19 protein-coding genes and 1 pseudogene are annotated in these 24,231 nt (G+C 62.3%); 13 read left to right on the forward strand and 7 right to left on the reverse strand.

Features of this window, described 5'->3' with window-relative positions; all coding sequences use genetic code 11:
* Positions 1-8: 8 nt before the first annotated feature.
* Complete coding sequence (locus tag KR541_RS06065) at positions 9-536, reverse strand: YhbY family RNA-binding protein (RefSeq protein ID WP_050015205.1); 528 nt, start codon at positions 534-536, stop codon at positions 9-11.
* 193 nt (positions 537-729) lie between these two features.
* Here KR541_RS06065 and KR541_RS06070 point away from each other — a divergent pair, with 193 nt between their 5' ends.
* From KR541_RS06070 to phoR, 11 genes are all read left to right on the forward strand, one after another.
* Entirely contained in the window at positions 730-1,392 is a 663-nt protein-coding gene (locus KR541_RS06070; protein WP_050015207.1) for an RlmE family RNA methyltransferase, read from the forward strand.
* Positions 1,393-1,558: 166 nt separating this feature from the next.
* On the forward strand, positions 1,559-3,454 hold the full coding sequence (ftsH, locus tag KR541_RS06075) for an ATP-dependent zinc metalloprotease FtsH (protein ID WP_050015209.1): 1,896 nt from the start codon (positions 1,559-1,561) through the stop codon (positions 3,452-3,454).
* Positions 3,455-3,530: 76 nt separating this feature from the next.
* Positions 3,531-4,424, forward strand: a complete 894-nt coding sequence (folP, locus tag KR541_RS06080; protein WP_143328868.1) for a dihydropteroate synthase — start codon at positions 3,531-3,533, stop codon at positions 4,422-4,424.
* 39 nt (positions 4,425-4,463) lie between these two features.
* The gene (glmM, locus tag KR541_RS06085) at positions 4,464-5,819 is read left to right on the forward strand and encodes a phosphoglucosamine mutase (protein ID WP_050015213.1); all 1,356 of its coding nucleotides are present in this window, start codon (positions 4,464-4,466) and stop codon (positions 5,817-5,819) included.
* A gap of 438 nt (positions 5,820-6,257) precedes the next feature.
* Positions 6,258-7,292: a phosphate ABC transporter substrate-binding protein PstS gene (pstS, locus tag KR541_RS06090; RefSeq protein WP_050015215.1), complete on the forward strand. Its 1,035-nt coding sequence runs from the start codon at positions 6,258-6,260 to the stop codon at positions 7,290-7,292.
* 94 nt (positions 7,293-7,386) lie between these two features.
* Positions 7,387-8,373 carry a phosphate ABC transporter permease PstC gene (gene pstC, locus KR541_RS06095; protein ID WP_050015217.1) on the forward strand — a complete coding sequence of 329 codons (987 nt, stop codon included), beginning with the start codon at positions 7,387-7,389 and terminating at the stop codon, positions 8,371-8,373.
* Complete coding sequence (gene pstA, locus KR541_RS06100) at positions 8,370-9,263, forward strand: phosphate ABC transporter permease PstA (protein ID WP_050015219.1); 894 nt, start codon at positions 8,370-8,372, stop codon at positions 9,261-9,263. The genes pstC and pstA overlap by 4 nt, the downstream gene beginning before the upstream one ends.
* Before the next feature lie 15 nt (positions 9,264-9,278).
* Positions 9,279-10,127: a phosphate ABC transporter ATP-binding protein PstB gene (gene pstB, locus KR541_RS06105; protein WP_050015221.1), complete on the forward strand. Its 849-nt coding sequence runs from the start codon at positions 9,279-9,281 to the stop codon at positions 10,125-10,127.
* 18 nt (positions 10,128-10,145) lie between these two features.
* Positions 10,146-10,850, forward strand: coding sequence for a phosphate signaling complex protein PhoU (gene phoU, locus KR541_RS06110; RefSeq protein ID WP_006476334.1), 705 nt, complete (start codon positions 10,146-10,148; stop codon positions 10,848-10,850).
* 29 nt (positions 10,851-10,879) lie between these two features.
* Positions 10,880-11,581 (forward strand): phosphate regulon transcriptional regulator PhoB, encoded by a 702-nt coding sequence (gene phoB, locus KR541_RS06115; protein WP_006750313.1) that lies wholly within the window; start codon positions 10,880-10,882, stop codon positions 11,579-11,581.
* Positions 11,582-11,637: 56 nt separating this feature from the next.
* Positions 11,638-12,957, forward strand: a complete 1,320-nt coding sequence (gene phoR / locus KR541_RS06120; RefSeq protein ID WP_050015223.1) for a phosphate regulon sensor histidine kinase PhoR — start codon at positions 11,638-11,640, stop codon at positions 12,955-12,957.
* 91 nt (positions 12,958-13,048) lie between these two features.
* Here the strand turns inward: phoR and ppk1 are convergent, their stop codons facing one another.
* Positions 13,049-15,112, reverse strand: coding sequence for a polyphosphate kinase 1 (ppk1, locus tag KR541_RS06125; RefSeq protein WP_216089411.1), 2,064 nt, complete (start codon positions 15,110-15,112; stop codon positions 13,049-13,051).
* Positions 15,113-15,391: 279 nt separating this feature from the next.
* On the opposite strand from ppk1, the gene ppx reads away from it, so the two are divergent.
* The gene (gene ppx, locus KR541_RS06130) at positions 15,392-16,906 is read left to right on the forward strand and encodes an exopolyphosphatase (RefSeq protein ID WP_050015227.1); all 1,515 of its coding nucleotides are present in this window, start codon (positions 15,392-15,394) and stop codon (positions 16,904-16,906) included.
* A 123-nt stretch (positions 16,907-17,029) separates the two neighbouring features.
* Here ppx and KR541_RS06135 read toward each other — a convergent pair whose 3' ends face one another.
* Positions 17,030-17,464: a hypothetical protein gene (locus KR541_RS06135; protein ID WP_050015246.1), complete on the reverse strand. Its 435-nt coding sequence runs from the start codon at positions 17,462-17,464 to the stop codon at positions 17,030-17,032.
* Positions 17,465-17,916: 452 nt separating this feature from the next.
* Between KR541_RS06135 and KR541_RS06140 the strand changes: the two are divergent.
* Positions 17,917-18,932 (forward strand): annotated as a pseudogene (locus KR541_RS06140) (IS30 family transposase).
* A gap of 136 nt (positions 18,933-19,068) precedes the next feature.
* On the opposite strand, the gene KR541_RS06145 reads toward KR541_RS06140, so the two are convergent.
* Genes KR541_RS06145 through KR541_RS36910 form a run of 4 tightly spaced genes read right to left on the reverse strand, consistent with a single transcriptional unit; the run spans position 19,069 to position 23,445 of the window.
* Entirely contained in the window at positions 19,069-20,811 is a 1,743-nt protein-coding gene (locus tag KR541_RS06145; RefSeq protein WP_050015230.1) for an ATP-binding cassette domain-containing protein, read from the reverse strand.
* 46 nt (positions 20,812-20,857) lie between these two features.
* The gene (locus KR541_RS06150) at positions 20,858-22,645 is read right to left on the reverse strand and encodes an asparagine synthase-related protein (protein WP_150123343.1); all 1,788 of its coding nucleotides are present in this window, start codon (positions 22,643-22,645) and stop codon (positions 20,858-20,860) included.
* Positions 22,638-23,258 (reverse strand): lasso peptide biosynthesis B2 protein, encoded by a 621-nt coding sequence (locus KR541_RS06155; protein WP_160300518.1) that lies wholly within the window; start codon positions 23,256-23,258, stop codon positions 22,638-22,640. The genes KR541_RS06150 and KR541_RS06155 overlap by 8 nt, the downstream gene beginning before the upstream one ends.
* 55 nt (positions 23,259-23,313) lie before the next feature.
* Positions 23,314-23,445 (reverse strand): hypothetical protein, encoded by a 132-nt coding sequence (locus KR541_RS36910; protein ID WP_256975452.1) that lies wholly within the window; start codon positions 23,443-23,445, stop codon positions 23,314-23,316.
* Positions 23,446-24,231 lie beyond the last annotated feature (786 nt).

Genomic DNA, 24,231 nt, shown 5'->3' on the forward strand with positions numbered 1-24,231 from the left:
CGGGCGTCTTACTTGTCCTGGAACGGCCGCTTCGTGCTGGCCTGGCGCTTTTTCGCGCGCTTCACGGTGCCGCCTGCCGTCACGCGTTCGTTGCCGCGCACCGTGACCTTGACCGGCCTCGGGCGGCGCACGGGGCTCGCGTTCGGCGACACCTTGACGACCTTGACGGTGCGCGGTGCACGGCCTTTCTTGTCGTCGACGGCTTCGGCCGCGCTCGGCAGCGCGCCGGCACGTCGGCCGCGGGACGGGGCCGCCGCCGCGGCCTCGGGCTTCCAGATCACCAGCAGCTTGCCGATGTGCTGGATCGGCGCCGCGTTCAGGCGGTCGCAGATCTCGTCGTAGATCGCGATGCGTTCGTCGCGTTCGTCGCCGAACACGCGGATCTTGATCAGCTGGTGCGCGTCGAGGTGCACCTTGATTTCCTTCAGCACGGCGTCGGTCAGCCCTTCGGCGCCGATCAGCACGACGGGCTTGAGCGCATGGGCCTGGGAGCGCAGCGCGGAGCGCTCGGCGGGAGAAAGCGAAAGGGCGGGCATGGAAATGTCGAAATCTAAATAAGGGCGCGCTGACTGAAAAGCGATCGCGGGACGTTACCGCGTCAGCCGTGCGCCGAAACCACGTAAAATCGCGGCTTGGGCCTGAAAAGGGGCCGCAGCCGCGCGAAGAAGACGCGTATTATCCGCTAAAAGCGCGGCTTCACGAAGCAATGGGCAGCAATCTCTCTCTCGAATGGCAAAAAACCGCTTCAACCAGCACTGGCTGCACGACCACATCAACGACCCGTACGTCAAAATGGCGCAGCGGGAGGGCTATCGCGCGCGCGCCGCGTACAAGCTGAAGGAAATCGACGAGCAGGACAAGCTGATCCGTCCGGGCCAGGTGATCGTCGATCTCGGCGCCACGCCGGGCAGCTGGAGCCAGTATGCCCGCAACAAGCTCGCGCAGGGCAGGAAGCGCGACGCGGAGCGCGAAGGCGGCATCGACGGCACGATCGTTGCGCTCGACATCCTGCCGATGGAGCCGATCGCCGACGTCCACTTCCTGCAGGGCGACTTCCGCGAGGACGACGTCCTCCACCAGCTCGAGGAAGTGCTCGAAGGCCGCGCGGTGGACCTTGTTATTTCGGACATGGCCCCCAACCTCTCCGGCGTGGCCTCGGCGGACGCGGCGCGCATCGAGCATCTCTGCGATCTGGCGCTCGAATTCGCGCAGAACCATCTGAAGCCGGACGGTGCGCTGCTCGTGAAGTGCTTTCACGGCAGCGGCTACAGCCAGATCGTCGAGAAGTTCAAACAGCAGTTTAAGGTTGTCGCGCCGCGCAAGCCCAAGGCATCCCGCGACAAATCGTCCGAAACGTTCATTTTGGGTCGGCAGCTGAAGCATCCGCGCTGATGCGGAACGCGATGCCGCAAACGGGCTCCGGCCCTTGCCGGACAAGCGAAGCGCTATCGCGGCGGTTGTCAATGCTTATGGCAGGGGTGGTCGGACTGGATTAGAATGACCGAGGGGCGCCGCAAGGAAAATGTAGGCGCTCGTCTACGAGTGAAGGAGTGGTGCTTTGAACAACAATATGTTTTCGAAGGCAGCGGTGTGGCTGGTGATCGCACTGGTGCTGTTTACGGTGTTCAAGCAGTTCGACAAGCCCCGCGTCCAGGAAGGCGTGTCCTATTCGCAGTTCATGGACGACGCCAAGAATGGCAAGGTCAAGAACGTCATCGTTCAGGGGCGCAACCTCACCGTCACTCCGGCTGATGGCCAGAAATACCAGATCGTGTCGCCCGGCGACATCTGGATGGTCGGCGATCTGATGAAGTACGGCGTGCAGGTCAGCGGCAAGGCCGACGACGAGCCGAACGCGCTGATGTCCGCGCTGTACTACCTCGGGCCGACGATCCTGATCATCGTGTTCTGGTTCTACATGATGAGGCAGATGCAGGGAGGCGGCAAAGGCGGCGCATTCTCGTTCGGGAAATCGCGTGCGCGGCTGATCGACGAGAACAACAACGCGGTGAACTTCTCCGACGTCGCGGGCTGCGACGAAGCGAAGGAAGAAGTGTCCGAGCTCGTCGACTTCCTGCGCGATCCGCAGAAATTCCAGAAACTGGGCGGCCGCATTCCGCGCGGCGTGCTGCTGGTCGGCCCGCCGGGTACCGGCAAGACGCTGCTGGCCCGCGCGATCGCGGGTGAAGCGAAGGTGCCGTTCTTCAGCATCTCGGGTTCGGACTTCGTCGAAATGTTCGTCGGCGTCGGCGCGGCCCGTGTGCGCGACATGTTCGAGCAGGCGAAGAAGCATGCGCCGTGCATCGTGTTCATCGACGAAATCGACGCGGTCGGCCGTCATCGCGGCGCCGGCATGGGCGGCGGCAACGACGAGCGCGAACAGACGCTGAACCAGATGCTGGTCGAGATGGACGGCTTCGAGGCGAACTCGGGCGTGATCGTGATCGCCGCCACCAACCGTTCCGACGTGCTCGACAAGGCGCTGCTGCGTCCGGGCCGTTTCGACCGCCAGGTCTATGTCGGCCTGCCGGACATCCGCGGCCGCGAGCAGATCATGCGCGTGCACCTGCGCAAGGTGCCGATCGCGAACGACGTCGACGCGGCGGTCATCGCACGCGGCACGCCGGGCTTCTCGGGCGCCGATCTCGCGAACCTCGTGAACGAAGCTGCGCTGTTCGCCGCCCGTCGCGGCAAGCGCATCGTCGAGATGCAGGATTTCGAGGACGCGAAGGACAAGATCTTCATGGGTCCGGAGCGCAAGTCGGCCGTGATCCGCGAGGAAGCGAAGCGTGCAACCGCATACCACGAGTCGGGTCACGCGGTGATCGCGAAGCTGCTGCCGAAGGCCGACCCGGTGCACAAGGTCACGATCATCCCGCGCGGTCGCGCACTGGGCGTCACGTGGCAGCTGCCGGAGCATGACAACGAGACGTATTCGAAGGATTACCTGCTCGACCGCCTCGCGATCCTGTTCGGTGGCCGGGTGGCCGAAGAGTTGTTCATGAACCTGGTCAGCACCGGCGCATCGGACGACTTCAACAAGGCCACGCAGACCGCGCGTGCGATGGTTGCGCGGTTCGGCATGACCGACGCGCTCGGGCCGATGGTTTACGTCGACGACGAGAACGATGCGTCGCCGTTCGGCCGCGGCTTCACGCGCACGATCTCGGAAGCGACGCAGCAGAAGGTTGACTCGGAAATCCGCCGCGTGCTGGACGATCAGTACAACCTCGCGCGTCGCCTGCTCGAGGAGAACCGCGACAAGGTCGAGGCGATGACGGCCGCGCTGATGGAGTGGGAGACGATCGACGCCGATCAGATCAACGACATCATGGAAGGCCGTCCGCCGCGCTCACCGAAGAGCTCGCCGGCTGTCGGCGGCGATTCGTCGGGCGGCGGCAGTGCCGAGGTCAAGCCCGGCAGCGCGCCGGCGCCGGCGACGCCGGCGGCATAATCTCCGCTTTAGCACCGTTCACGGGCTGGTGTGGCTTCACACCGGCCCGTTTTGCATTCATCCACGCCCGTTGCTCGTGTCCGATTCCGCAGTGTCCCCGTTCATTCCCGCGCCGCTCCAGTGCGGCCGCTTCGAACTGACGTTCGAACGTCCGCTCGTGATGGGCATCCTCAACGCCACGCCCGATTCGTTCTCCGACGGCGGCCGCTTCCTCGCGCGCGACGATGCGTTGCGCCAGGCCGAGCGGATGATCGCCGACGGTGTGGACCTCATCGACATCGGCGGCGAATCGACGCGCCCCGGCGCGCCGCCGGTGCCGCTCGACGAGGAGCTCGCGCGCGTGATTCCGCTCGTCGAGGCGCTGCGGCCGTTGAACGTGCCGCTGTCGATCGATACGTACAAGCCGGCCGTGATGCGCGCGGCGCTGGCCGCCGGCGCGGACCTGATCAACGATATCTGGGGGTTCCGCCAGCCGGGCGCGATCGACGCGGTGCGCGACGGCAACAGCGGTCTGTGCGCGATGCACATGCTCGGCGAGCCGCAGACGATGCAGGTCGGCGAGCCCGACTACGGCGACGTCGTGACCGACGTGCGCGATTTCCTCGCCGCGCGCGCGCAGGCGTTGCGCGACGCGGGGGTGGCGGCGGAGCGGATCTGCGTCGATCCCGGTTTCGGGTTCGGCAAGGCGGTCGTCGACGACAACTATGCGCTGCTGGCCGCGTTGCCGGACACGGCGCCCGCGCGGCCCGACGGGCGCGCTTATCCGATTCTCGCGGGCATGTCGCGCAAGTCGATGCTCGGCGCGGTGATCGGAGGCAAGCCGCCGATGGAGCGCGTCGCGGCGAGCGTGGCGGCCGCGTTGTGCGCGGTCGAGCGGGGCGCCGCGATCGTGCGCGTGCACGACGTCGCGGCGACGGTCGATGCGCTGAAAGTATGGAATGCCGTGCGCGCAGCCGCGCGGCAACGATAAGCAAGTCAGAAAGACGAAAGACGAAGGAGGAAGGACCCCATGGGACGTCGATATTTCGGCACGGACGGCATTCGCGGCACGGTGGGCGAAGCGCCCATCACGCCGGACTTCGTGTTGCGCCTCGGCTATGCGGCCGGCAAGGTACTGGCCGGCTCGGCCGACGTCGCGGCGGGCTCGCGTCCGACCGTGTTGATCGGCAAGGACACGCGCGTATCGGGCTACATGCTCGAAGCCGCGCTCGAGGCCGGATTCTCGGCGGCCGGCGTCGACGTGATGCTGGCCGGCCCGATGCCGACGCCCGGCGTCGCGTATCTGACGCGGGCGCTGCGTCTGTCGGCCGGTGTCGTGATCAGCGCGTCGCACAACCCGTATCACGACAACGGGATCAAGTTTTTCTCGGCTGACGGCAATAAGCTGCCCGACGACACCGAAGCCGCGATCGAAGCATGGCTCGACAAGCCGCTCGAATGCGCGGCGTCCGACGGGCTCGGCAAGGCGCGCCGCCTCGACGACGCCGCGGGCCGCTACATCGAATTCTGCAAGAGCACGTTCCCGGCTGCGTTCAACTTGCGCGGGCTGAAGCTCGTGATCGATTGTGCGCACGGCGCCGCGTACCAGATCGCGCCGCACGTGTTCCACGAGCTCGGCGCTGACGTGATTCCGATCGGCGTCGCGCCGAACGGCTTCAACATCAACGACGGCGTCGGCGCGACCGCGCCCGACGCGCTGGTGCGCGCGGTGCGGGCGAACCATGCCGATCTCGGCATCGCGCTCGACGGCGACGCCGATCGTCTGCAGGTCGTGGACGCGACCGGTCGCCTGTACAACGGCGACGAGCTGCTCTACGTGCTCGTGAAGGACCGGATCGCGACCGACGGCAAGGTCGAAGGCGCGGTCGGCACGCTGATGACGAACCTTGCCGTCGAAGTCGCGCTGCAGCGCGAGGGCGTGAAGTTCGTCCGTGCGGCGGTCGGCGACCGCTACGTGCTCGAGCAGTTGCGCGAGCACGGCTGGCAGCTCGGCGCGGAAGGGTCGGGCCACATCCTGTCGCTCGACCGGCACTCGACCGGCGACGGCATCGTGTCGGCGCTGCTCGTGCTGGCCGCGCTCAAGCGCAGCGGCCGCACCCTTGCGCAGGTGCTCGACGGCGTCACGCTGTTCCCGCAGAAGCTGATCAACGTGCGGATGAAACCCGGCGCCGACTGGAAGGGCAGCGCGTCGATTCGTGCGGCGATCGATGCCGCCGAAGCCGCGCTCGCCGGCAGCGGCCGCGTGCTGATCCGCGCATCGGGCACGGAGCCCGTGCTGCGCGTGATGGTCGAAGCACGGCAGGCGGCCGATGCGGTGCGCCATGCGGAGACGATCGCCGACGCGGTGCGCGCGGCGACGGCCTGACGGGGGGGCGCGCGCGGCGGTCCAACCGCCCGCGCGCTGGCTCCCGACGAATGTGTGTGCGGCGCCCTCGGGCGCCGTCGTTTTTGTCAGACGCAAAGGTTTGCGTTACCTAATAGAAGCAAGCTTCGGTAAACGCATCCCTTCCATCGAATCCGGCATCCGACCCCGAATCAGACTTCCGGCCGGACCGGGCTTCCCGTCCGTCCGACGCCGCGCTACGATGCGCTCGCCCGCCGTTGAAACGGCGTTCATCCCCTCCCTTCGAGCCAGGCAATTCTTGCCGCCAGCGCCGCTCCCGCGCCCCGACGCGCGACCCGATATTCCCTTTCAACCAGTCATGTTACTGTCACGCCAGTTTCATCGATTGTCACATTACCGTCATGAGCAGCCCCTAACCTTCGCGGTGCCGTAGTCATCCGCTCACACACTGGAGGTCTCATGAAATTGATGCAAACCGCGATTGCCGGCCTGGCTGGCGCGCTTTTCGCCGTCGCCGCTCAAGCTGCCGACATCACGGGCGCAGGCAGCACGTTCGCGATGCCGATCTATACGAAATGGGCTGCCGACTACCAGCAGTCCGGCGGCGCGAAGGTCAACTACCAAGGCATCGGCTCGTCGGGCGGCCTGAAGCAGATCAACGCGAAGACGGTCGATTTTGCCGGTTCGGACGCGCCGCTGAAGGACGAAGATCTCGCGAAGGAAGGCCTGTTCCAGTTCCCGACGGTGGTCGGCGGCGTGGTGCCGGTCGTCAACGTGCCGGGCGTGAAGGCCGGCGAACTGACGCTGTCGGGCCCGGTGCTCGGCGACATCTACCTCGGCAAGATCAAGAAGTGGAACGACCCGGCGATCGCCGCGCTGAACCCGAAGGTCAAGCTGCCGGATACGGACATCGCCGTGGTCCGCCGCGCCGACGGCTCGGGCACGAGCTTCATCTGGACGAACTACCTGTCGAAGGTCAACGACGAGTGGAAGTCGAAGATCGGCGAAGGCACGACGGTCAACTGGCCGACGGGCACGGGCGGCAAGGGCAACGACGGCGTCGCGGCCTTCGTGCAGCGCCTGCCGGGCGCGATCGGCTACGTCGAGTGGGCGTACGCGAAGAAGAACAACATGACCTACACTGCGCTGAAGAATTCGACGGGCACGGTGGTCGAGCCGAAGACGGAAACGTTCAAGGCCGCTGCAGCCGGCGCGAACTGGTCGAAGTCGTTCTACCAGATCCTGACGAACCAGCCGGGCAAGGACGCGTGGCCGGTCGTCGGCGCGACGTTCGTGCTGCTGCACGCGAAGCAGGACAAGCCGGAGCAGGGCGCGGAAACGCTGAAGTTCTTCAGCTGGGCGTTCAAGAACGGCGAGAAGGCTGCCGACAGCCTCGACTACATCTCGCTGCCGGCGACGGTCGAGACGGAAATCCGCAAGCAGTGGAAGACGAAGGTGACGGACGCTTCGGGCAAGCCGGTCGCCGCCGAGTAAGCCATCCAGCGGTTCGCTGCCCGGCCGTGCCGGTCGGGCAGTGTGTGCGGTAAAGCCGGGCGTTACGGCGCCCGGCGATCAAAAGCAGGCACCCATGTCTGATATTTCATACCCGTCCTCCCGATCGCCCGACCGTGCGCAGCAGCGCGCGCCGAGCCGTCTCGGGGATGTCCTGTTCGGCGGCCTTGCGCGGCTCGCCGCGATCGTGACCCTGCTGCTTCTCGGCGGGATCATCATTTCCCTGATCATTGCGTCGCTGCCGACCATCCAGAAGTTCGGCCTCGGCTTCCTGTGGCAATCCGAGTGGGATCCCAACTCGGACATCTACGGCGCACTTGTGCCGATCTACGGCACGATCGTGACGTCGATCATTGCACTCGTCATCGCGGTGCCGGTCAGTTTCGGCATCGCGCTGTTCCTCACCGAGCTCGCGCCCGTGTGGCTGCGCCGTCCGCTCGGCATCGCGATCGAGCTGCTCGCCGCGATTCCGTCGATCGTGTACGGCATGTGGGGGCTGCTCGTGTTCGCGCCGATCTTCGCCGAATACTTCCAGAAGCCCATCGGCCGGCTGCTCAAGGACGTGTGGGTGCTCGGCCCGCTGACGTCCGGCGCGCCGATCGGCATCGGCATCCTCGCGGCCGGCGTGATTCTCGCGATCATGATCATCCCGTACATCGCGTCGGTGATGCGCGACGTGTTCGAGGTCACGCCGGTGCTGCTGAAGGAATCGGCATACGGGATCGGCTGCACGACCTGGGAAGTGATGTGGAAGGTCGTGCTGCCCTATACGAAGACCGGCGTGATCGGCGGCGTGATGCTCGGCCTCGGCCGCGCGCTCGGCGAAACGATGGCCGTGACCTTCGTGATCGGCAACACGAACCTGCTCGACAGCGTGTCGCTGTTCGCGCCGGGCAACAGCATCACGTCGGCGCTCGCGAACGAATTCGCGGAAGCGCAGCCGGGCCTGCACACGTCCGCGCTGATGGAGCTCGGCCTGATCCTGTTCGTGATCACGTTCATCGTGCTGTCCATCTCCAAACTGCTGCTGCTTCGTCTCGAGAAGGGAGAGGGCAAGAAATGAGCGAGCCCATCATGAATTTCCCGGGGCCGAGCGGCGCCGCGCTCGACGCGATGCGCAACCGCCTGCAGCGCAAGCGCAAGGTCGTCAACGCGATCGCGCTCACCGCGTCGCTCGGCGCGATGGCCTTCGGCCTGCTGTGGCTCGTGTGGATTCTCTACACGACGGTGCACCTCGGCGTCGGCGGCCTGTCGCTGCAACTGTTCACCGAATCGACGCCGGCGCCGAACACGGAAGGCGGCGGTCTCGCGAACGCGATCGTCGGCAGCCTGCTGCTGTGCGGCTTCGGCACGCTGGTCGGCACGCCGATCGGCATCCTCGCGGGCGTCTATCTCGCCGAATACGGGCAGAAGAACCTGCTGGCGAGCACGATCCGCTTCATCAACGACATCCTGCTGTCCGCGCCGTCGATCGTGATCGGCCTGTTCGTGTACGCGATCGTCGTCGCGAAGTCGGGGCGCTTCTCCGGTTGGGCCGGCGTGATCGCGCTGGCGCTGCTGCAGATCCCGATCGTGATCCGCACGACCGAGAACATGCTGAAGCTCGTGCCGAACGCGCTGCGCGAAGCGGCCGTCGCGCTCGGCACGCCGAAGTGGCGCATGGTGCTGAAGATCACGCTGCGCGCGTCGGTCGGCGGGATCGTGACGGGCGTGCTGCTCGCGGTCGCGCGGATCGCCGGCGAAACGGCGCCGCTGCTGTTTACCGCGCTGTCGAACCAGTTCTTCTCGGTCGACATGAGCCAGCCGATGGCGAACCTGCCGGTCACGATCTACAAGTTCGCGATGAGCCCGTTCGCGGAATGGCAGTCGCTCGCATGGGCGGGCGTGTTCCTGATTACGCTCGGGGTGCTCGGACTGAACGTCCTGGCGCGCTCGATCTTCTCGAAAAAGTAACGGCGGAGCAATCCGATGAATATGGCAGAAAGCCACCTGAATCCCGTCGAGCGCACCGCTGCGCCCGCCGGCACGCAAGACGCGGCGCACGGCCGTCCGCTCGCGCCGCTGAACGCGAAGATCGAGGTCAACAACCTCAATTTCTTCTACAACAAGTTCCACGCGCTGAAGAACATCAACCTGCGCATTCCCGAAGGGAAGGTGACGGCGTTCATCGGCCCGTCGGGCTGCGGCAAGTCGACGCTGCTGCGCACGTTCAACAAGATGTTCGCGCTCTATCCGGAGCAGCGCGCCGAAGGCGAAATCCTGATGGACGGCGAGAACCTGCTGACGACGAAGCGCGACATCTCGCTGCTGCGCGCGCGGATCGGCATGGTGTTCCAGAAGCCGACCCCGTTCCCGATGTCGATCTACGACAACATCGCGTTCGGCGTGAAGATGTTCGAAAAGCTCACGCGCTCGGAAATGGACGACCGTGTCGAGTGGGCGCTCACGAAGGCCGCGCTGTGGAACGAAGTGAAGGACAAGCTGGGCCAGAGCGGCTACGGGCTGTCGGGCGGCCAGCAGCAGCGTCTGTGCATCGCGCGCGGCATCGCGATCCGTCCGGAAGTGCTGCTGCTCGACGAACCGTGCTCGGCGCTCGACCCGATCTCGACGGGCCGCATCGAAGAGCTGATCGCGGAGCTGAAGAGCGACTACACGGTCGTGATCGTCACGCACAACATGCAGCAGGCCGCACGCTGCTCGGATTACACGGCCTACATGTACCTGGGCGAGCTGATCGAGTTCGGCGACACCGAAAAGATCTTCATCAAGCCGGTGCGCAAGGAAACGGAAGACTACATCACCGGCCGCTTCGGCTGATGACGGAGAACAACAACCATGTCGGATAAACATCTGTCGAGCCAGTTCGACGCGGACCTGAATGCCGTGTCGTCGAAAGTGCTGGAAATGGGCGGACTCGTCGAATCGCAGATCGTCGGCGCGATGCGCGCGCTGAACGAGTTCGATCGCGATACGGCCGAGAAGGTGATCGCGGCCGAGGAAACGCTGAACGCGATGGAAGTGGACATCGACCAGGAATGCGGCAACATCATCGCGCGGAGGCAGCCTGCCGCGCGCGACCTGCGTCTTTTGATGTCGATTTCGAAAACGATTACGAACCTCGAGCGCGCCGGCGACGAAGCCGAGAAGATCGCCAAGCGTGTGCGCCGCCTGGTCGACGAGCCGGCCGCACGCGCGGTCAACATCGCCGAGATCAAGGTGTCGGGCGAGATGGCCGTGACGATCCTGCGCCGCGCGCTCGACGCGTTCGCGCGCCTCGACACGGTGGCCGCCGCGCAGATCGTCAAGGACGACAAGGAAATCGACATGGAATTCCGTGCGTTCGTGCGCAAGCTCGTGTCGTACATGCAGGAAGATCCGCGCACGATCTCGGTGGGCCTCGATTATCTCTTCATCGCGAAGGCGATCGAACGGATCGGCGACCATGCGAAGAACATCGCCGAATTCATCATCTACATCGTGAAGGGCACCGACGTGCGGCACCAGCCGCGCGACACGCTCGATCGCGAAGCCAACAGTTAATCGACTCCATAGGAAGAACAGAGGTGCCGATGCCCAGCAACATTCTCGTCGTTGAAGATGAGCCCGCGATTTCCGAACTGATCTCGGTGAATCTCCAGCACGCCGGTCACTGCCCGATCCGCGCGTACAACGCCGAACAGGCGCAGAACCTGATCAGCGACGTGCTGCCCGATCTCGTGCTGCTCGACTGGATGCTGCCGGGCAAGTCCGGCATCGCGTTCGCGCGCGACCTGCGCAACAACGAACGGACCAAGCACATCCCGATCATCATGCTCACCGCGCGCGGCGACGAGCAGGACAAGGTGCTCGGCCTCGAAATCGGCGCGGACGACTACGTGACGAAGCCGTTCTCGCCGAAGGAACTGATGGCGCGCATCAAGGCGGTGCTGCGCCGCCGCGCGCCGCAGCTGACCGAGGACGTCGTGTCGATCAACGGGCTGCGCCTCGACCCGGCCACGCATCGCGTCGCCGCACACGGGGACGGCAGCGAGATCAAGCTCGATCTCGGCCCGACCGAGTTTCGCCTGCTGCATTTCTTCATGACGCATCCGGAGCGCGTGCACAGCCGCACGCAACTGCTCGACCAGGTGTGGGGCGACCACGTGTTCGTCGAGGAGCGCACCGTCGACGTGCACATCAAACGATTGCGCGCGGCCTTGAAACCGGCCGGCTGCGATGCGATGATCGAAACCGTGCGCGGCAGCGGCTACCGCCTCGCCAAGCACGCGTAACGTATTCGGGCATGCCGCGTGCCGCGGCTGCCGCTCCTTCTTTCGGACGCTGAATCATGAACATCATCTGGGCGCGCTTCCTGGTGTCGCTCGTGCTGCTCGTGCTGATCGGCGTGCTGGTCGGCGTGTTCGCCGGCCCGACCGCGGGCCTTGTGTTCGTGGTCGTGATGCTGGTCGCGCAGGGCTTTTTCAGCACCTTCCATACGCAGCGTCTGTGGCGCCTGCTCGATGCGCCCGTCTACGGCGAAGTGCCGAGCGCGCCGGGCATCTGGGGCGAGATCTACTATCGGCTGCACAAGCTCGCGAAGCAGTGGCATGCGCAGGTGCGACAGGTCGAGCAGCAGCATTCGCGTTTCATCCAGGCGATCCAGGCCTCGCCGAACGGCGTCGCGATGCTCGACGACCACGACCAGATCGAGTGGTGCAACGCGATCGCCGAAGTCCATTTCGGCCTCGATGCGAAGCGCGACCTGCGCCAGCACATCACGAACCTGGTGCGTCATCCCGATTTCGTCCGCTACCTCAATGCGCAGCATTACGAGGACACGCTGCTGATGCGCGGCATGGGCGACTCGCGGCAGAACGTGCTGGCCGTGCAGGTGTTTCCGTACGGCGAGAACCGCAAGCTGCTGCTCACGCAGGACATCACCGAGCTCGAGCGCACCGACGCGATGCGGCGCGACTTCGTCGCGAACGTGTCGCACGAGCTGAAGACGCCGCTCACCGTGCTGTCGGGCTTCCTCGAGACGATGCGCGAGCTGCCGCTGAACGAGGAGGACCGCGCGCGCTATCTCGACATGATGGAGCAGCAGGCGTCGCGGATGCGGCACATCGTGACCGACCTGCTGGTGCTCGCGAAGCTGGAAGGCGAGAGCAAGCCGCCGGTCGATCACGCGATCGACATGCGTGCGGTGTTCGACCATCTGAAGGAAGATGCGCACACGCTGTCGAACGGGCATCACGACATCGCGTTCTCCATCGACGAGACGCTCGGCGTCACCGGTGCGCAGACGGAGTTGTTCAGCGCGTTCGCGAATCTCGTCACGAACGCGATCCGCTATACGCCGGACGGCGGCAAGATCGTCGTGTCGTGGCGGCGCGAGGGCGCACAGGGCGTGTTTTCCGTCACGGACAGCGGCTTCGGGATTCCGGCCGCCGATCTGCCACGGCTCACCGAGCGCTTCTACCGTGTCGATCGCAGCCGGTCGCGCGACACCGGCGGCACGGGCCTCGGGCTCGCGATCGTCAAGCACGTGCTGCAGCGGCACGATGCGCATCTGTACGTGCAGAGCGAGGAAGGGCGCGGCAGTACGTTCACCGCGCGGTTTCCGGGCTCGCGGGTCATCGCGATCCGGCCGGCCGCTTACGAAGCATGATCGCGTAGCGGTTCGGTGTTCAAAAAAAAGCGGCCCGAGGGCTGCTTTTTTCATGGCGAAGCGGCGGCGCGACTCGTATCGCGCCGACGGCTCACGAGCAGAACTTCGCGAGCAGCCCGAGCTGTGCGTTGCGGATCGTCTTGCCGGTGCGGCGCCGGCGATAGTGACCGTCGCTGTGCATCTGCCATGCCGACTGGTTGTCGCCGAGGCACACCGACAGCCCTTCGGCGATCACGCGCCGCTTGAGCTTGCGCTCGCGGATCGGGAACGCGACTTCGACCCGGCGGAACAGGTTGCGGTCCATCCAGTCGGCGCTCGACAGATAGACGTCCTCGGCGCCGCCCGCGTGGAAATAGTAGATTCGGTGATGTTCGAGGAAGCGGCCGACGATCGAGCGCACCGTGATGTTGTCCGACAGCCCCGGCACGCCGGGCTTCAGCGCGCAGACGCCGCGCACGATCAGGTCGACCTTGACGCCGGCCTGCGACGCTTCGTACAGCGCGGCGATCACCGACGGCTCCAGCAGCGCGTTCATTTTCGCGACGATGCGCGCGCGCTTGCCGGCCTGCGCATTGTCGATCTCCGCGCGGATCGAATCGATGATGCGCGGATGCAGCGTGAACGGCGACTGCCACAGCTCGTGCAGCGTCAGTTCGCCGCCGATGCCGGTCAGTTGCTGGAACACGTGATGCACGTCCTCGCAGATCTTCTGGTCGGCCGTCATCAGTCCGAAGTCGGTGTAGAGGCGCGCGGTGCGCGGATGGTAGTTGCCGGTGCCGAGGTGCACGTAGCGGCGCAGCGCAGCCTTGCCCGCCTGCACGACGCGCCGCACGATCAGCATCATCTTCGCGTGGCACTTGTGGCCGACCACGCCGTACACGACATGCGCGCCGACGGCTTCGAGCTGCGACGCCCAGTTGATGTTGGTTTCCTCGTCGAAGCGCGCGAGCAGCTCGACGACGACGGTTACTTCCTTGCCGTTGCGCGCGGCTTCCATCAGCGCGTCCATCAGCGGCGAGTCGGTGCCGGTGCGGTAGATCGTCTGTTTGATCGCGACGACGCTCGGGTCTTTCGCGGCCTGCTGCAGCAGTTCGAGCACGGGCTGGAAGCTCTCGTACGGGTGGTGCAGCAGGATGTCGCCGGCGTCGATCGCGTCGAACATCGTCGGCGCGTTGGCGATGGCCGCCGGCGTCGACGCGGTGAACGGCGCGAACTTCAGGTCGGGGCGATCGACGAGATCGGGAATCTGCATCAGGCGCACGAGGTTCACGGAGCCGGCCACGCGATAGCAGTCCTTGTCGCCGAGTTCGCTTTCCTCGAGCAGACGCCGCACGATGTGCAGCGGCGTATCGGCCGACACTTCGAGGCGTACCGCGTTGCCGAGGTGGCGCGCGGGCAACTCGCCCTGCAGCGCGACACGCAGGTTGGTGATTTCGTCTTCGTCGACGAACAGCTCGCTGTTGCGCGTGATGCGGAACTGGTTGCAGCTCTTCACGACGAGTTGCGGGAAGAGTTCGCCGACGAAGCGCTGCATGAACGAGCTCAACAGCACGAAGCCGTGCTCGAAACCCGACAGCGCATGCGGCATGCGCACCACGCGCGGCAGTGCACGCGGCGCCTGCACGATCCCCATCACGGCCTGGCGGCCGAACGCGTCGCGGCCTTCGAGCTCGACGACGAAGTTCAGGCTCTTGTTCAGCACGCGCGGGAATGGGTGGGCCGGATCGAGGCCGATCGGCGTCAGCACGGGCAGCAGTTCGTCGAGGAAGTAGCGTCGCGCCCATTCGAGCTGCTCGTCGTTCCACGTGTCGCTCGCATGGAAGTAGATGCCTTCCTGTTCGAGCGCCGGCAGCACGGTTTCGTGCAGCATCGTGTACTGTCGATGCACGAGCCGCTGCGCGCGTTCGACGACGAGATCGTACGCGTGCTGCAACGACATGCCGTCGGGCGTCAGCGCGCCGGGGTTGTCGCGGATCTGCTCCTGCAGGCCGGCCATCCGGACTTCGAAGAATTCGTCGAGGTTGCTGCTGGTGATGCAGATGAAGCGCAGGCGCTCGAGCAACGGGACTTGCGGGTCGGCCGCCTGGGCCAGCACGCGCTCGTTGAAACCGAGGATGCCGAGTTCACGATTGAGAAGCGGGTAACGGACGGACATCGGCAGAGTAGGGGATGATTCAGGCGATGATTCGAAAGGACGCTCGGAAACTCTCACGGTACGATGACGTGCTGATGACAATCATGGTTTTATGTCGGGAAATTCTACGCCCGAACCCTTTCGTCGCATAAATGTTTCGGCTATATGGAATGAAGCAGTGTGCATGCCCGTGAAGCGTGGCAACGGCAAGCGTTCCACGCTTAAAATGTCGCCTTTGATTGATCGCCCGCGGTTGCCGGCACGGCTGCCGCGAAAGAACGCGCACGGAGCCCCCTTCTGATGGTTACAACTCCCCACTTGCTGGCTGCCGTGGATCTCGGCTCGAACAGCTTCCGGCTGATCGTCGGGCGCGTCGAGGAAACGCCGGCGGGCAGCCAGATCTATCCCGTCGACGCGCTGCGCGAGCCGGTTCGGCTGGCGGCGGGGCTGTCGAGCGACAAGATGCTCGATCGCGCGTCGCAGGAGCGTGGCTGGGAGGCGCTCAAGCGGTTCGGCGAGCGCCTGCGCGACTTCCATCCCGATCATGTGCGCGCGGTGGCGACCAACACGCTGCGCGTCGCGAAGAACGCCCCCGAATTCCTCGGCGAGGCCGAGGCGGCGCTCGGGTTCCCGATCGAAGTGATCGCGGGCCGCGAAGAGGCGCGCCTCATCTATGCGGGCGCCGCGCACTCGGTGCCGGCGAGCGCCGGCAAGCGGCTCGTCGTCGACATCGGCGGCGGCTCGACCGAATTCATCATCGGCTCGCACTACACGCCGATCGTGATGGAGAGCCTCTATATCGGCTGCGTGAGCCATAGCCGCACCTTCTTCCCGGCCGGCAACGTCGACGAATACACGATGCGGCAGGCCGAGCTCGCGGCCAAGCGCGAGATCCAGATCATTTCGAGCGAATACAAGAAGGCCGGCTGGGACCAGGCGATCGGTTCGTCCGGCACCGCGCGCGCGCTCGCGGAGCTCGTCGAGGCGAACGGCTTCAACGATCCGGGCATCACGCACGGCATTTCGCGCGGCGGCCTCGAGCGGTTGAAGCGTGCGCTGATCAAGTCGGAGAACGTCAACCGGCTGAAGCTGATCGCGCTGAAGCCCGACCGCGTGCCGGTGCTCGCGGGCGGCCTCGCGATCATGCTGGCGGTGTTCGAGGAGCTGGGCGTCGACTACGTCGATACGACCGACGGCGCGCTGCGCCTCGGCGTGCTGTACGACTTGCTCGGCCGGACGCAGCACGAGGACATGCGCGCGGTGACCGTCGAGGGTTTCACGCGCCGCTACGGCGTCGATCGTGCGCAGGCCGGGCGGATCGGCGCGCTCGCGGTGCGTTTCTACGACGAGCTCGAGGAAGACGACGAGGAAGCGCGCGAGGAAGGGCGGATGTTTCTCGGCTGGGCGGCCGCGTTGCACGAAATCGGCCTGTCGATCTCGCACAGCGCGTATCACAAGCATTCGGCCTATATCGCGAGCAACGCGGACATGCCGGGTTTCTCGCGCACCGACCAGGCGCGGCTCGCCGCGCTCGTGCTCGGCCATGCGGGCAAGCTCGGCAAGCTGTCGCAGGCGCGCGAGGTCGAGTGGCCGCTGCTGTTCTGCCTGCGGCTCGCGGCGCTACTGTGCCGGCGCCGGACCGATGCGGGGCTGCCCGATATTTCCGTTTCGCAGATGAAGAAGGGCGGGTACGAGGTGCGTCTGCCGAGCGCCTGGGTCGAGCAGAACCCGCTGACCGACTACAGCCTCAGTCAGGAGGCGGCGGAGTGGGAGAAGGTCGGTATCCCGTATCGCGTGGTTTATACCGGCGCGTGACAGGGCGATAGCGGGGCCGGGAGGGTGACTCGGGCCCGGCGGATACTTCGATGGTGGCGCTCGCTAGGCGTCGCCCCCCGTACGATCGTCAGCGGCCGCGCAGCGCGGATGCTGACGGTCCGCTCAATCCGACGAGCAGACAATCGCGGTCAGGAACGGGAACGCCTGTTTGACGGTTGCGTCGCTGCCGGCCTTGCGCACGGCTTCCTCGACCGCGCTCTTCGTGCCACGCACGACGACACCGTACGCCCAGTCGCCGATCGGCTTGCCGTCGCCCGGACGGAAGATCGGGTCGCTCGCCTGGTAGCCGAGCACGACGTAGACGCCGAAGCCGTACGCCGTCAGCGCGCGGTTCGTGCGGAACGCATTGACCGAATTCGATTCGACGTGCATCGGCTCCGACTGGATGTCGCCGGCCGCGAGCAGCGGCGCGACGAACTTGTGGCCGGTCGAATGGCAATCGAGCGCGTCGTCGAGCGCTTTCGCCGACGCAGGGCCGGCGGTGGCGAGCACGAGCAGCGACGCGCAGAGGGCTGGCTTGAGAATGTTGTTTTTCATGCGCGGTTGCAGGTTGTTCACACGTATTATCGCGTGTTCCAGCAAGTTCCGTGCGCGAGGTGGACGATGGATGCGCGGCCGCGTGGACGCGACGGGTGATCCGGGCCCGGGCCGTGCCGCCGCTGGCCGGAAAACGGGTGGAGGATTCAACGGCCGGTAAAAAGCACCCGTAAACGGCACAGGGGTTACGGCGTTCAACCGCAGCCCTCCGTCCCAGCGCGCTGGGACCACATTCCGATTGGTGCTCGCGCACGCCCGCCAGCGGATGCGGGCGCCCTTGGGCGTCGACGCTGAACTGTCCGATCCGTGTGCTGCCAATGCCACACTGCCACGCATGGATTCCAATCGGTGGGGAAACCGGTAACTCGCGCCGTCAAGACGGTGTCGGCCCCACGCTGACTGCTTAGACTCTAGTTTCAAGTGCAACACCTTTGATGAGGTAGGGTGTTGCAATGACGAAATACCAGCATCTGAGCGCCGAAGAGCGCGCGGCGATCATGATCGAGAGGACCAGAAACACGAGCGTCAGGGCGATTGCAAGGCTGCTTGGTCGCAGCGCGTCGACGATCACGCGAGAACTGGCACGCAATCGTACCGTCTCGCTGTTATGACGCCACGAGCGCGGCGAGAAGCCTACCGGGCGCGCCGCGAGCGAAGTCGGCCTCAGGCGAAGCTGGCAACAGGAAGCGCGCTGTACTGGCAAGTGCATCACGATCTGGTTTATCGGCGCTGGTCGCCGCAGCAAATTGCTGCCAGACTTCGCGAGATGCATCCAGATAATCCCGAGCAACGCGTCAGTCATGAAACGATCTACGCGGCCATTTATACCCATCCCCGCGGCGGCTTGAAGCAGGCGATGATCGAGGCCCTGCGCCAGGAGAAGCCGGTGCGCGGCAACGCGCGCAAGACGTTGGCCCGCAAGAGCTTTGTACCGGAAGAACTGCGCATCATCCATCGACCCGAGGCAATCGAAACGCGCCAATGGCCCGGTCATTGGGAAGGCGATCTCATCAAAGGCGCCTTCAATCGCTCGTGCGTCGGTACCTTGGTCGAGCGCAAGACCCGGTTCGTCGTGCTGTGCCGCATGGATGGCTGTACGGCCCAGGACGCACTGGAGGGGTTCACGCGCCAGATGAAGAAGCTCCCGGCCTTTCTGCGCGAGAGCCTGACGTACGATCGCGGATCGGAAATGACTTGTCATGTCGAGTTGGCTGAACGACTGAATCTGGACATCTGGTTCGCAGATCCCTACGCCCCTTGGCAACGGGGCAGCAACGAAAATACCAACGGCCTGCTGCGCCAGTTTCTGCCCAAGGGGGCCGACCTGTCAGGCGTCACCCAGATGCAATTGAACGACATTGCCAAACTGATGAACGGCCGCCCTCGCCAAACCCTCAACTGGAAAACCCCTGAAGAGGCTATGGCGATGGAATTGGCTGCCGCCGGATTGGCTAAACGTTGCACTTGATTCTTGAGACCGCCCTGTAGCTGGCCGTGCTCAGTAGAGTGATATGTGGGTGAATCTTTTTAGAATCGATTGCAGCGGTCGAACCAGGGGGGCGCACAAGTAGGCGACCGATGTGGTGTGACACGAGATCGTACTCTTAATCCATGTGTTGTCGGCGCTGATGGGCAGTTGGATCGGGAGATTCGGGTGCGAATTCTGTGACGCTCCCGTGGTCCACGTGATATACACGGTCTGCGACATCCAATAGTGCCTCGCGGTGCGTGACTGCGATGATTGTACTTACGCGTCGACGTATTTGTTCGAACACTCTGATTTCACGAAGGGGATCAAGAGATGACGTGGGCTCATCAAGAACAATGATGGGTGTCTTGCGTGCAAGTGCCCGACCAAGTGCAACCCGCTGTTTTTCTCCCCCAGAAAGTTCTCTGCCTTGAACGCCGAGCGTGGCATCCAGTATATTGCTCGTGCTGCTTTTGGTTAAGCTTCGCAGTTCAAGTGCGTCGACTAGATCGAGCAACTGATCATCGCTCGGTGGTTCTTCGCAACCGAAGGCGAGATTATCCCGGAGCGTACCACTGACAACTAACGGGTTCTGCGGTGCCACAGCCACAATCTTAGATATTGCGGTTGGGGAGAGCGTTGAGATATCTACACCATTCAGCCGGACATGACCCTCGGACGGACGCAGTAGTCCTAGCATCAAATTAATGACGGTCGACTTGCCATTTCCTGACGGGCCTATTAGTACTGTCACTTCATTGTTGTAAGCATGGAGATTAACTTTGTGCAAAATCTCGCGACCTTCTAATGTCATGGTTACATCGTAGAACTCAAAAACAGGGCCCTTCTCCGTGCTTTCTGTTATCTCCGAAAAATCTGATTCTCGAGGAAGGGTGAGAATATCGAAGCCTTCACAAAGGGCGAGATGATTGCGACGTAGATCGGAGAGTGATGCGGCAAGATTGGTAAATGGTGCTGTAAGCGCAACAATATATCCGGTAACCATCACGAAATCACCGACGCTAAATTTACCCCGAGTCACTGCTGCTGCTGCGATCACGGTAAAGACCGTGAGAGCGATACCGGTGAGCAGAGCTTGTAAAGCTAGCAACAACGAGAGCCGTGCGTTACCTTGCGACACTTGAGTAATATATCTCCCTAGGATGCGATCTAATGAACGCTCTTCACGACCGTATGCGTCATTCACCTTAATGTCCGTCATGAAGCCGAGTTTTTCGATCAAGTGACTGGACAGAAGATTGGACGCACCAAATATTTCAGCGTGAGCGCTTTTGGTTCTTGCGGCCAAGGTCCATGTGGCTGCGAAGAGTACAAGCATTGAAATTACAAAGGCGAGCGCGAAAGATAGGCTTGTTAGTCGCCAAAGTACGGTCGTCGTAAGTGCGAGTTGAAAAATGGTCGGTGCAATGATCCAAAACAACGTAAAAGTGAGCGCGCTGAAGGCTGCGCGACTTCGGGATATTATTGACGCTATCGTGCCGGGGTCCAATTTTGATAATTTGGAATACTCTACACGAATCAGGTGTGAGTAGTAAGACTTCTGGAATGCTGCGTCGCATCTGGCTAGCATGGCTGCCGAAAAAGCTGTTTTGATCCATTCAGTGATTCGCGCGACTGTCCAAGAGGCCCCGTATGCAGCAGCGAAAATCAAGGCTGATTGTTTGGAAAATCCATAATCTTGATGAGAGAGGGCATTGGTGCTTTCTCGCAGGAAATATGGTATCGAAGTCCCGAGCGCGGAAATCGCTAGCATTCCGATCGTCGCAAAGATGAAGTGAATCGGAAGGGACTTGTAGCTGGAGATTGCGACACGGTATGCCGAAATATAATCTTTAGTTATTTCTCGCACAAACGACATTTTTCCCTCTTGAAAAATGGTGACCCGCTGATGCTCGCTCGTATCTCTACTGGAACGATTGAGCGGTACGCGCTATGTCTCTGTGTGCAGTGTGGTCCACCTTCTGCCGACTAAACATTCCCCGGACAAACGTTTCGGTCGCGTAGATGCGCGTGATTTCGGCAAGACCGACAGGAAACCCATCGGCGGCACGTTTAAGTAGCTTCTCTAGACCATCGCGGCGCACCATTCGTTCCGCTACACAAAATCCGTCCAGACAAACTTCTCGTACGTGGTCATAGTGCACGTAAAGACCTTGTAAGGCTGAGTGTGTTGTGTCGCCTTTGTCGGTCCGCCATAGATTTGGCAAATTCGACGAATCGAAGGCCGCTTGTCGGACGATTAGGCGGTTGTGATAACCCGTGAACAAGTCTTCCAAACTAGCTCCGAGGGCGAGTTCAACCATTGGCTGCGCGAGAAATGGCAAGATGGGACGGCGTATGGTGGGGCGGACCTGGACCGCAGTTTCGTCCAGAGTCGCCGCCAGTGCAGCCATTTGATATCTTCTTCCTGGCTGTACCAACAATCTCCAATTGGTTAGCAAGTCGTCGTATAGACCGGCAGGCATCGCCCTCGGGCACCCATGCACGACACTCGGATCAGCGCTTTGCCCAAGTCCGCCGCGAAAGTACTGGCGCGCGTCGTGCATTGATCGTTTGAGCGCGGCCCAAATCGGTATCCGATAGTAAATCGCGAGATCCCGCAAGGCGGTGATCGCGCGTACAAATCGAAGTTTGGCCATAGCATCGACAGGCACTCCGAAGGGCGGGGGGGCCAAGAAGAGTGCATCGCCGCCGTGCCCGTTTATGAGCGTGTCGTCCCGCCCTGGAACACCAGCATGAGCCAAATTTGCGGTCTGGGCGAGGAAGCATAGTTGTGTCGATGGCCGCGCAGTCAATGGCACTTCGTGGGCCGGTGCGAATGGCAGTTGGCTTAGTAGTGGGTAAGTTTCATGTCGCAGCCGACATTTTTCTGCGACGATGCGAGCAACCGATACTTCGTTTGATGAAGCCCGATCAGGATCGAAATGGGTTACAGCCGTAATTTGCTCGGACAGTCCTGCGCGGTGTGCGGCGATCGCGAGGGCAGTGGACTCTAAACCGCCCGACAACTCGAGAACTGCTGGTCGGTCGGGCTCTATAAGCGAGTGCAGGACTGTCGACAATATCGCAATCGGATTATGATCGGTTGATCGTCTCCGCCGTACATTTGGAGCCCACATTCGGGACAGGGAAATACTCCCCTGTTGATAGGTAAGGAACATTCCTGGAGGCAAAAGGGAGACATTCTCGATTCCTGTCTCGTCTGCATTGCCATACCCATGTGCGAGGTAACAGTGAAGGTACGAATTATTCGGCTTCGCGTGGCCTTGTTCGATTGAGGGGAGGTCGTTCACGTCGGAAGCGATGTGAAGATCGCCAGATCGATCGAGGGAATAATAAATTGGAAATTGGCCGCAAGAATCGCAAAGAACAATAAAGGTCGAATTTCTCCGGTCAAATACAATTGCAGCAAAATGCCCCCAAAATTGGGCCGCCACCTCACTGATATCTCGCAGAAATGTCGCGACGAAATTGCCTAGCGGCGCTGCTTCGCCGCTGTCGCGACACAATACGCGACCTGCGATACACCATAGCGCAATGCTGTTCTCGCCGAATATAAGGGTGGGATTGGTAGCTTGGGAGGAAAGTTTGAACCTTGCGAGATAGCGAGAAGCGGTCCGCCAAAATTTTTCCCGAGCGAAGTCATGAGAATCACGTTGACAGGAATGGTTGAAGAGTGTTGCGTTAACCATTTTTAGGAAACTCGTAAATTACAGCGAGTTGCATACGGCGATCAGGGTGATCGCCCACGACAAATCCATTGGATTCGACCCATGCGTGTGCAAAGAAAGGGCGGCTTTGAACTCCAATGACGAGATTGAAATCAAATCCGTAGCGATAGCCGGCAATAATTAGAGTTGCGGCCCATTCCAGGCATTTTGTCTTTCGAATATATGCCATGCAGGCCAGGTTGACCGACGCGATAAGATCTTCTTTGCTCACATTTGTTTGGAGGGGCTTGATTTTGGATCGCTCGTTATTGATTGCTTCTATAAGGCCTAACATCCGCTTTTCTCTTGAGATGCGATGAACCTGGTGGAGTGTGGTGAGTAACTTAATCCAGTCAAAAGCCGGTATACCTAATCGCAACTGGCCCGGCGTGATTTTCCAGCAGTTAACCGGAACGCCAGTGTGTTTAAGGAGTGGGTGGCTGCACCCGTGGTCTTTTAGACTGTATTTTGAAACTGGTTCTAGTTTTTTGGATTGTGTCGGCGATAGTACGGTGTAGCGATCTGATGTGAGATCGAGCGCGATTATCTGATCGTCGAACCACGTTATGTGAGCTTGATTGTCTCGTGCGTGCATGGTCATTCCGCCCCGTTTTTTGACGGGGCGGTCATAAAGCTATCGATCTAGTCGATTATTCCATATAGACCCACGAAATTCCTTCGAGGATCGCGCCACCGGCGGCGCCCATCGTGCTGTCGGTTGCATTCACCGACTCAGCGTCAGTAATTTCCAGGATGTCGGTCAGATTGATTTCGAAACTCATCGGAATCTCCTTGATGTGCAGCGGAATTGCTGCCTCGTAAGGCTAGTAATTAAGAATTTAAAAATCAACATTCTTAAATGAAACGAAATGTAAAAAAGAGGGTCGTTAGCAATGTTGATAATTGTTTATTCGAATGAAATTATCGATTTTTTGTTTCGTCGAATAGTCTGGTGCGAGTCAGGCGGTGGCGAACTACTTCCCCAATTGAAATCAAGCAGTCACATGCGTTGGGATGGCGCTGGGGCGGTGCAGTCAGTCGGATTTGCGGAAGAACAGGATTTATCTATATCGAGGGCCCCTGTCTTCAATTCGAATGGCCGATGCCTGCGAGGGCGCATCTCGAACGACGGCGCATGTCCAGACGCGGTCCGTCAAGCTGAAGCGCGTGCAGCGCGTGACTGGGATAGGACGCATGAGCTCGCCATCCGTCGTTGAGCGAACAGCGAACCGAGATGCGATGAGCGTCGCGGCGGAAGTGCGGCGGCGGAGCGGCTGTAGTTGGCCGTGCTCGTGGAGGTGATATATAGGTGAATCCTTTTAGAATCGACCGCAGTGGTCGAACCTTAGGCCGCACGAGTTCGTTCTTGAACCTGATGCTCGCGTAGATAGATGCTATCGGAAATTCATTGCAGGGTGGCCACACAAAGTCACGGAATGGCCGATAGCTTTGTGGGGGCGAAGCCGGACGCAGCGACTCCTCGACGTTAAATTGCGACGGGTAGATACGTCGAGCGCGTTGGCGTGTGACTGTCTGACTTTGTAAGGGAGTGCCAACTCACCACGCTG

This window comes from Burkholderia sola (assembly GCF_905400185.1).
GTDB classification, from domain to species: Bacteria; Pseudomonadota; Gammaproteobacteria; order Burkholderiales; family Burkholderiaceae; genus Burkholderia; species Burkholderia sola.

Bases quoted from the DNA above. Each gene is read 5' to 3' on its own strand.
- KR541_RS06065 (WP_050015205.1), bottom strand. From the start codon at position 536: ATGCCCGCCCTTTCGCTTTCTCCCGCCGAGCGCTCCGCGCTGCGCTCC.
- KR541_RS06070 (WP_050015207.1), top strand. From the start codon at position 730: ATGGCAAAAAACCGCTTCAACCAGCACTGGCTGCACGACCACATCAAC.
- glmM (WP_050015213.1), top strand. From the start codon at position 4,464: ATGGGACGTCGATATTTCGGCACGGACGGCATTCGCGGCACGGTGGGC.
- pstS (WP_050015215.1), top strand. From the start codon at position 6,258: ATGAAATTGATGCAAACCGCGATTGCCGGCCTGGCTGGCGCGCTTTTC.
- pstC (WP_050015217.1), top strand. From the start codon at position 7,387: ATGTCTGATATTTCATACCCGTCCTCCCGATCGCCCGACCGTGCGCAG.
- pstA (WP_050015219.1), top strand. From the start codon at position 8,370: ATGAGCGAGCCCATCATGAATTTCCCGGGGCCGAGCGGCGCCGCGCTC.
- pstB (WP_050015221.1), top strand. From the start codon at position 9,279: ATGAATATGGCAGAAAGCCACCTGAATCCCGTCGAGCGCACCGCTGCG.
- phoU (WP_006476334.1), top strand. From the start codon at position 10,146: ATGTCGGATAAACATCTGTCGAGCCAGTTCGACGCGGACCTGAATGCC.
- phoB (WP_006750313.1), top strand. From the start codon at position 10,880: ATGCCCAGCAACATTCTCGTCGTTGAAGATGAGCCCGCGATTTCCGAA.
- phoR (WP_050015223.1), top strand. From the start codon at position 11,638: ATGAACATCATCTGGGCGCGCTTCCTGGTGTCGCTCGTGCTGCTCGTG.
- ppk1 (WP_216089411.1), bottom strand. From the start codon at position 15,112: ATGTCCGTCCGTTACCCGCTTCTCAATCGTGAACTCGGCATCCTCGGT.
- ppx (WP_050015227.1), top strand. From the start codon at position 15,392: ATGGTTACAACTCCCCACTTGCTGGCTGCCGTGGATCTCGGCTCGAAC.
- KR541_RS06135 (WP_050015246.1), bottom strand. From the start codon at position 17,464: ATGAAAAACAACATTCTCAAGCCAGCCCTCTGCGCGTCGCTGCTCGTG.
- KR541_RS06145 (WP_050015230.1), bottom strand. From the start codon at position 20,811: ATGTCGTTTGTGCGAGAAATAACTAAAGATTATATTTCGGCATACCGT.
- KR541_RS06150 (WP_150123343.1), bottom strand. From the start codon at position 22,645: ATGGTTAACGCAACACTCTTCAACCATTCCTGTCAACGTGATTCTCAT.
- KR541_RS06155 (WP_160300518.1), bottom strand. From the start codon at position 23,258: ATGCACGCACGAGACAATCAAGCTCACATAACGTGGTTCGACGATCAG.
- KR541_RS36910 (WP_256975452.1), bottom strand. From the start codon at position 23,445: ATGAGTTTCGAAATCAATCTGACCGACATCCTGGAAATTACTGACGCT.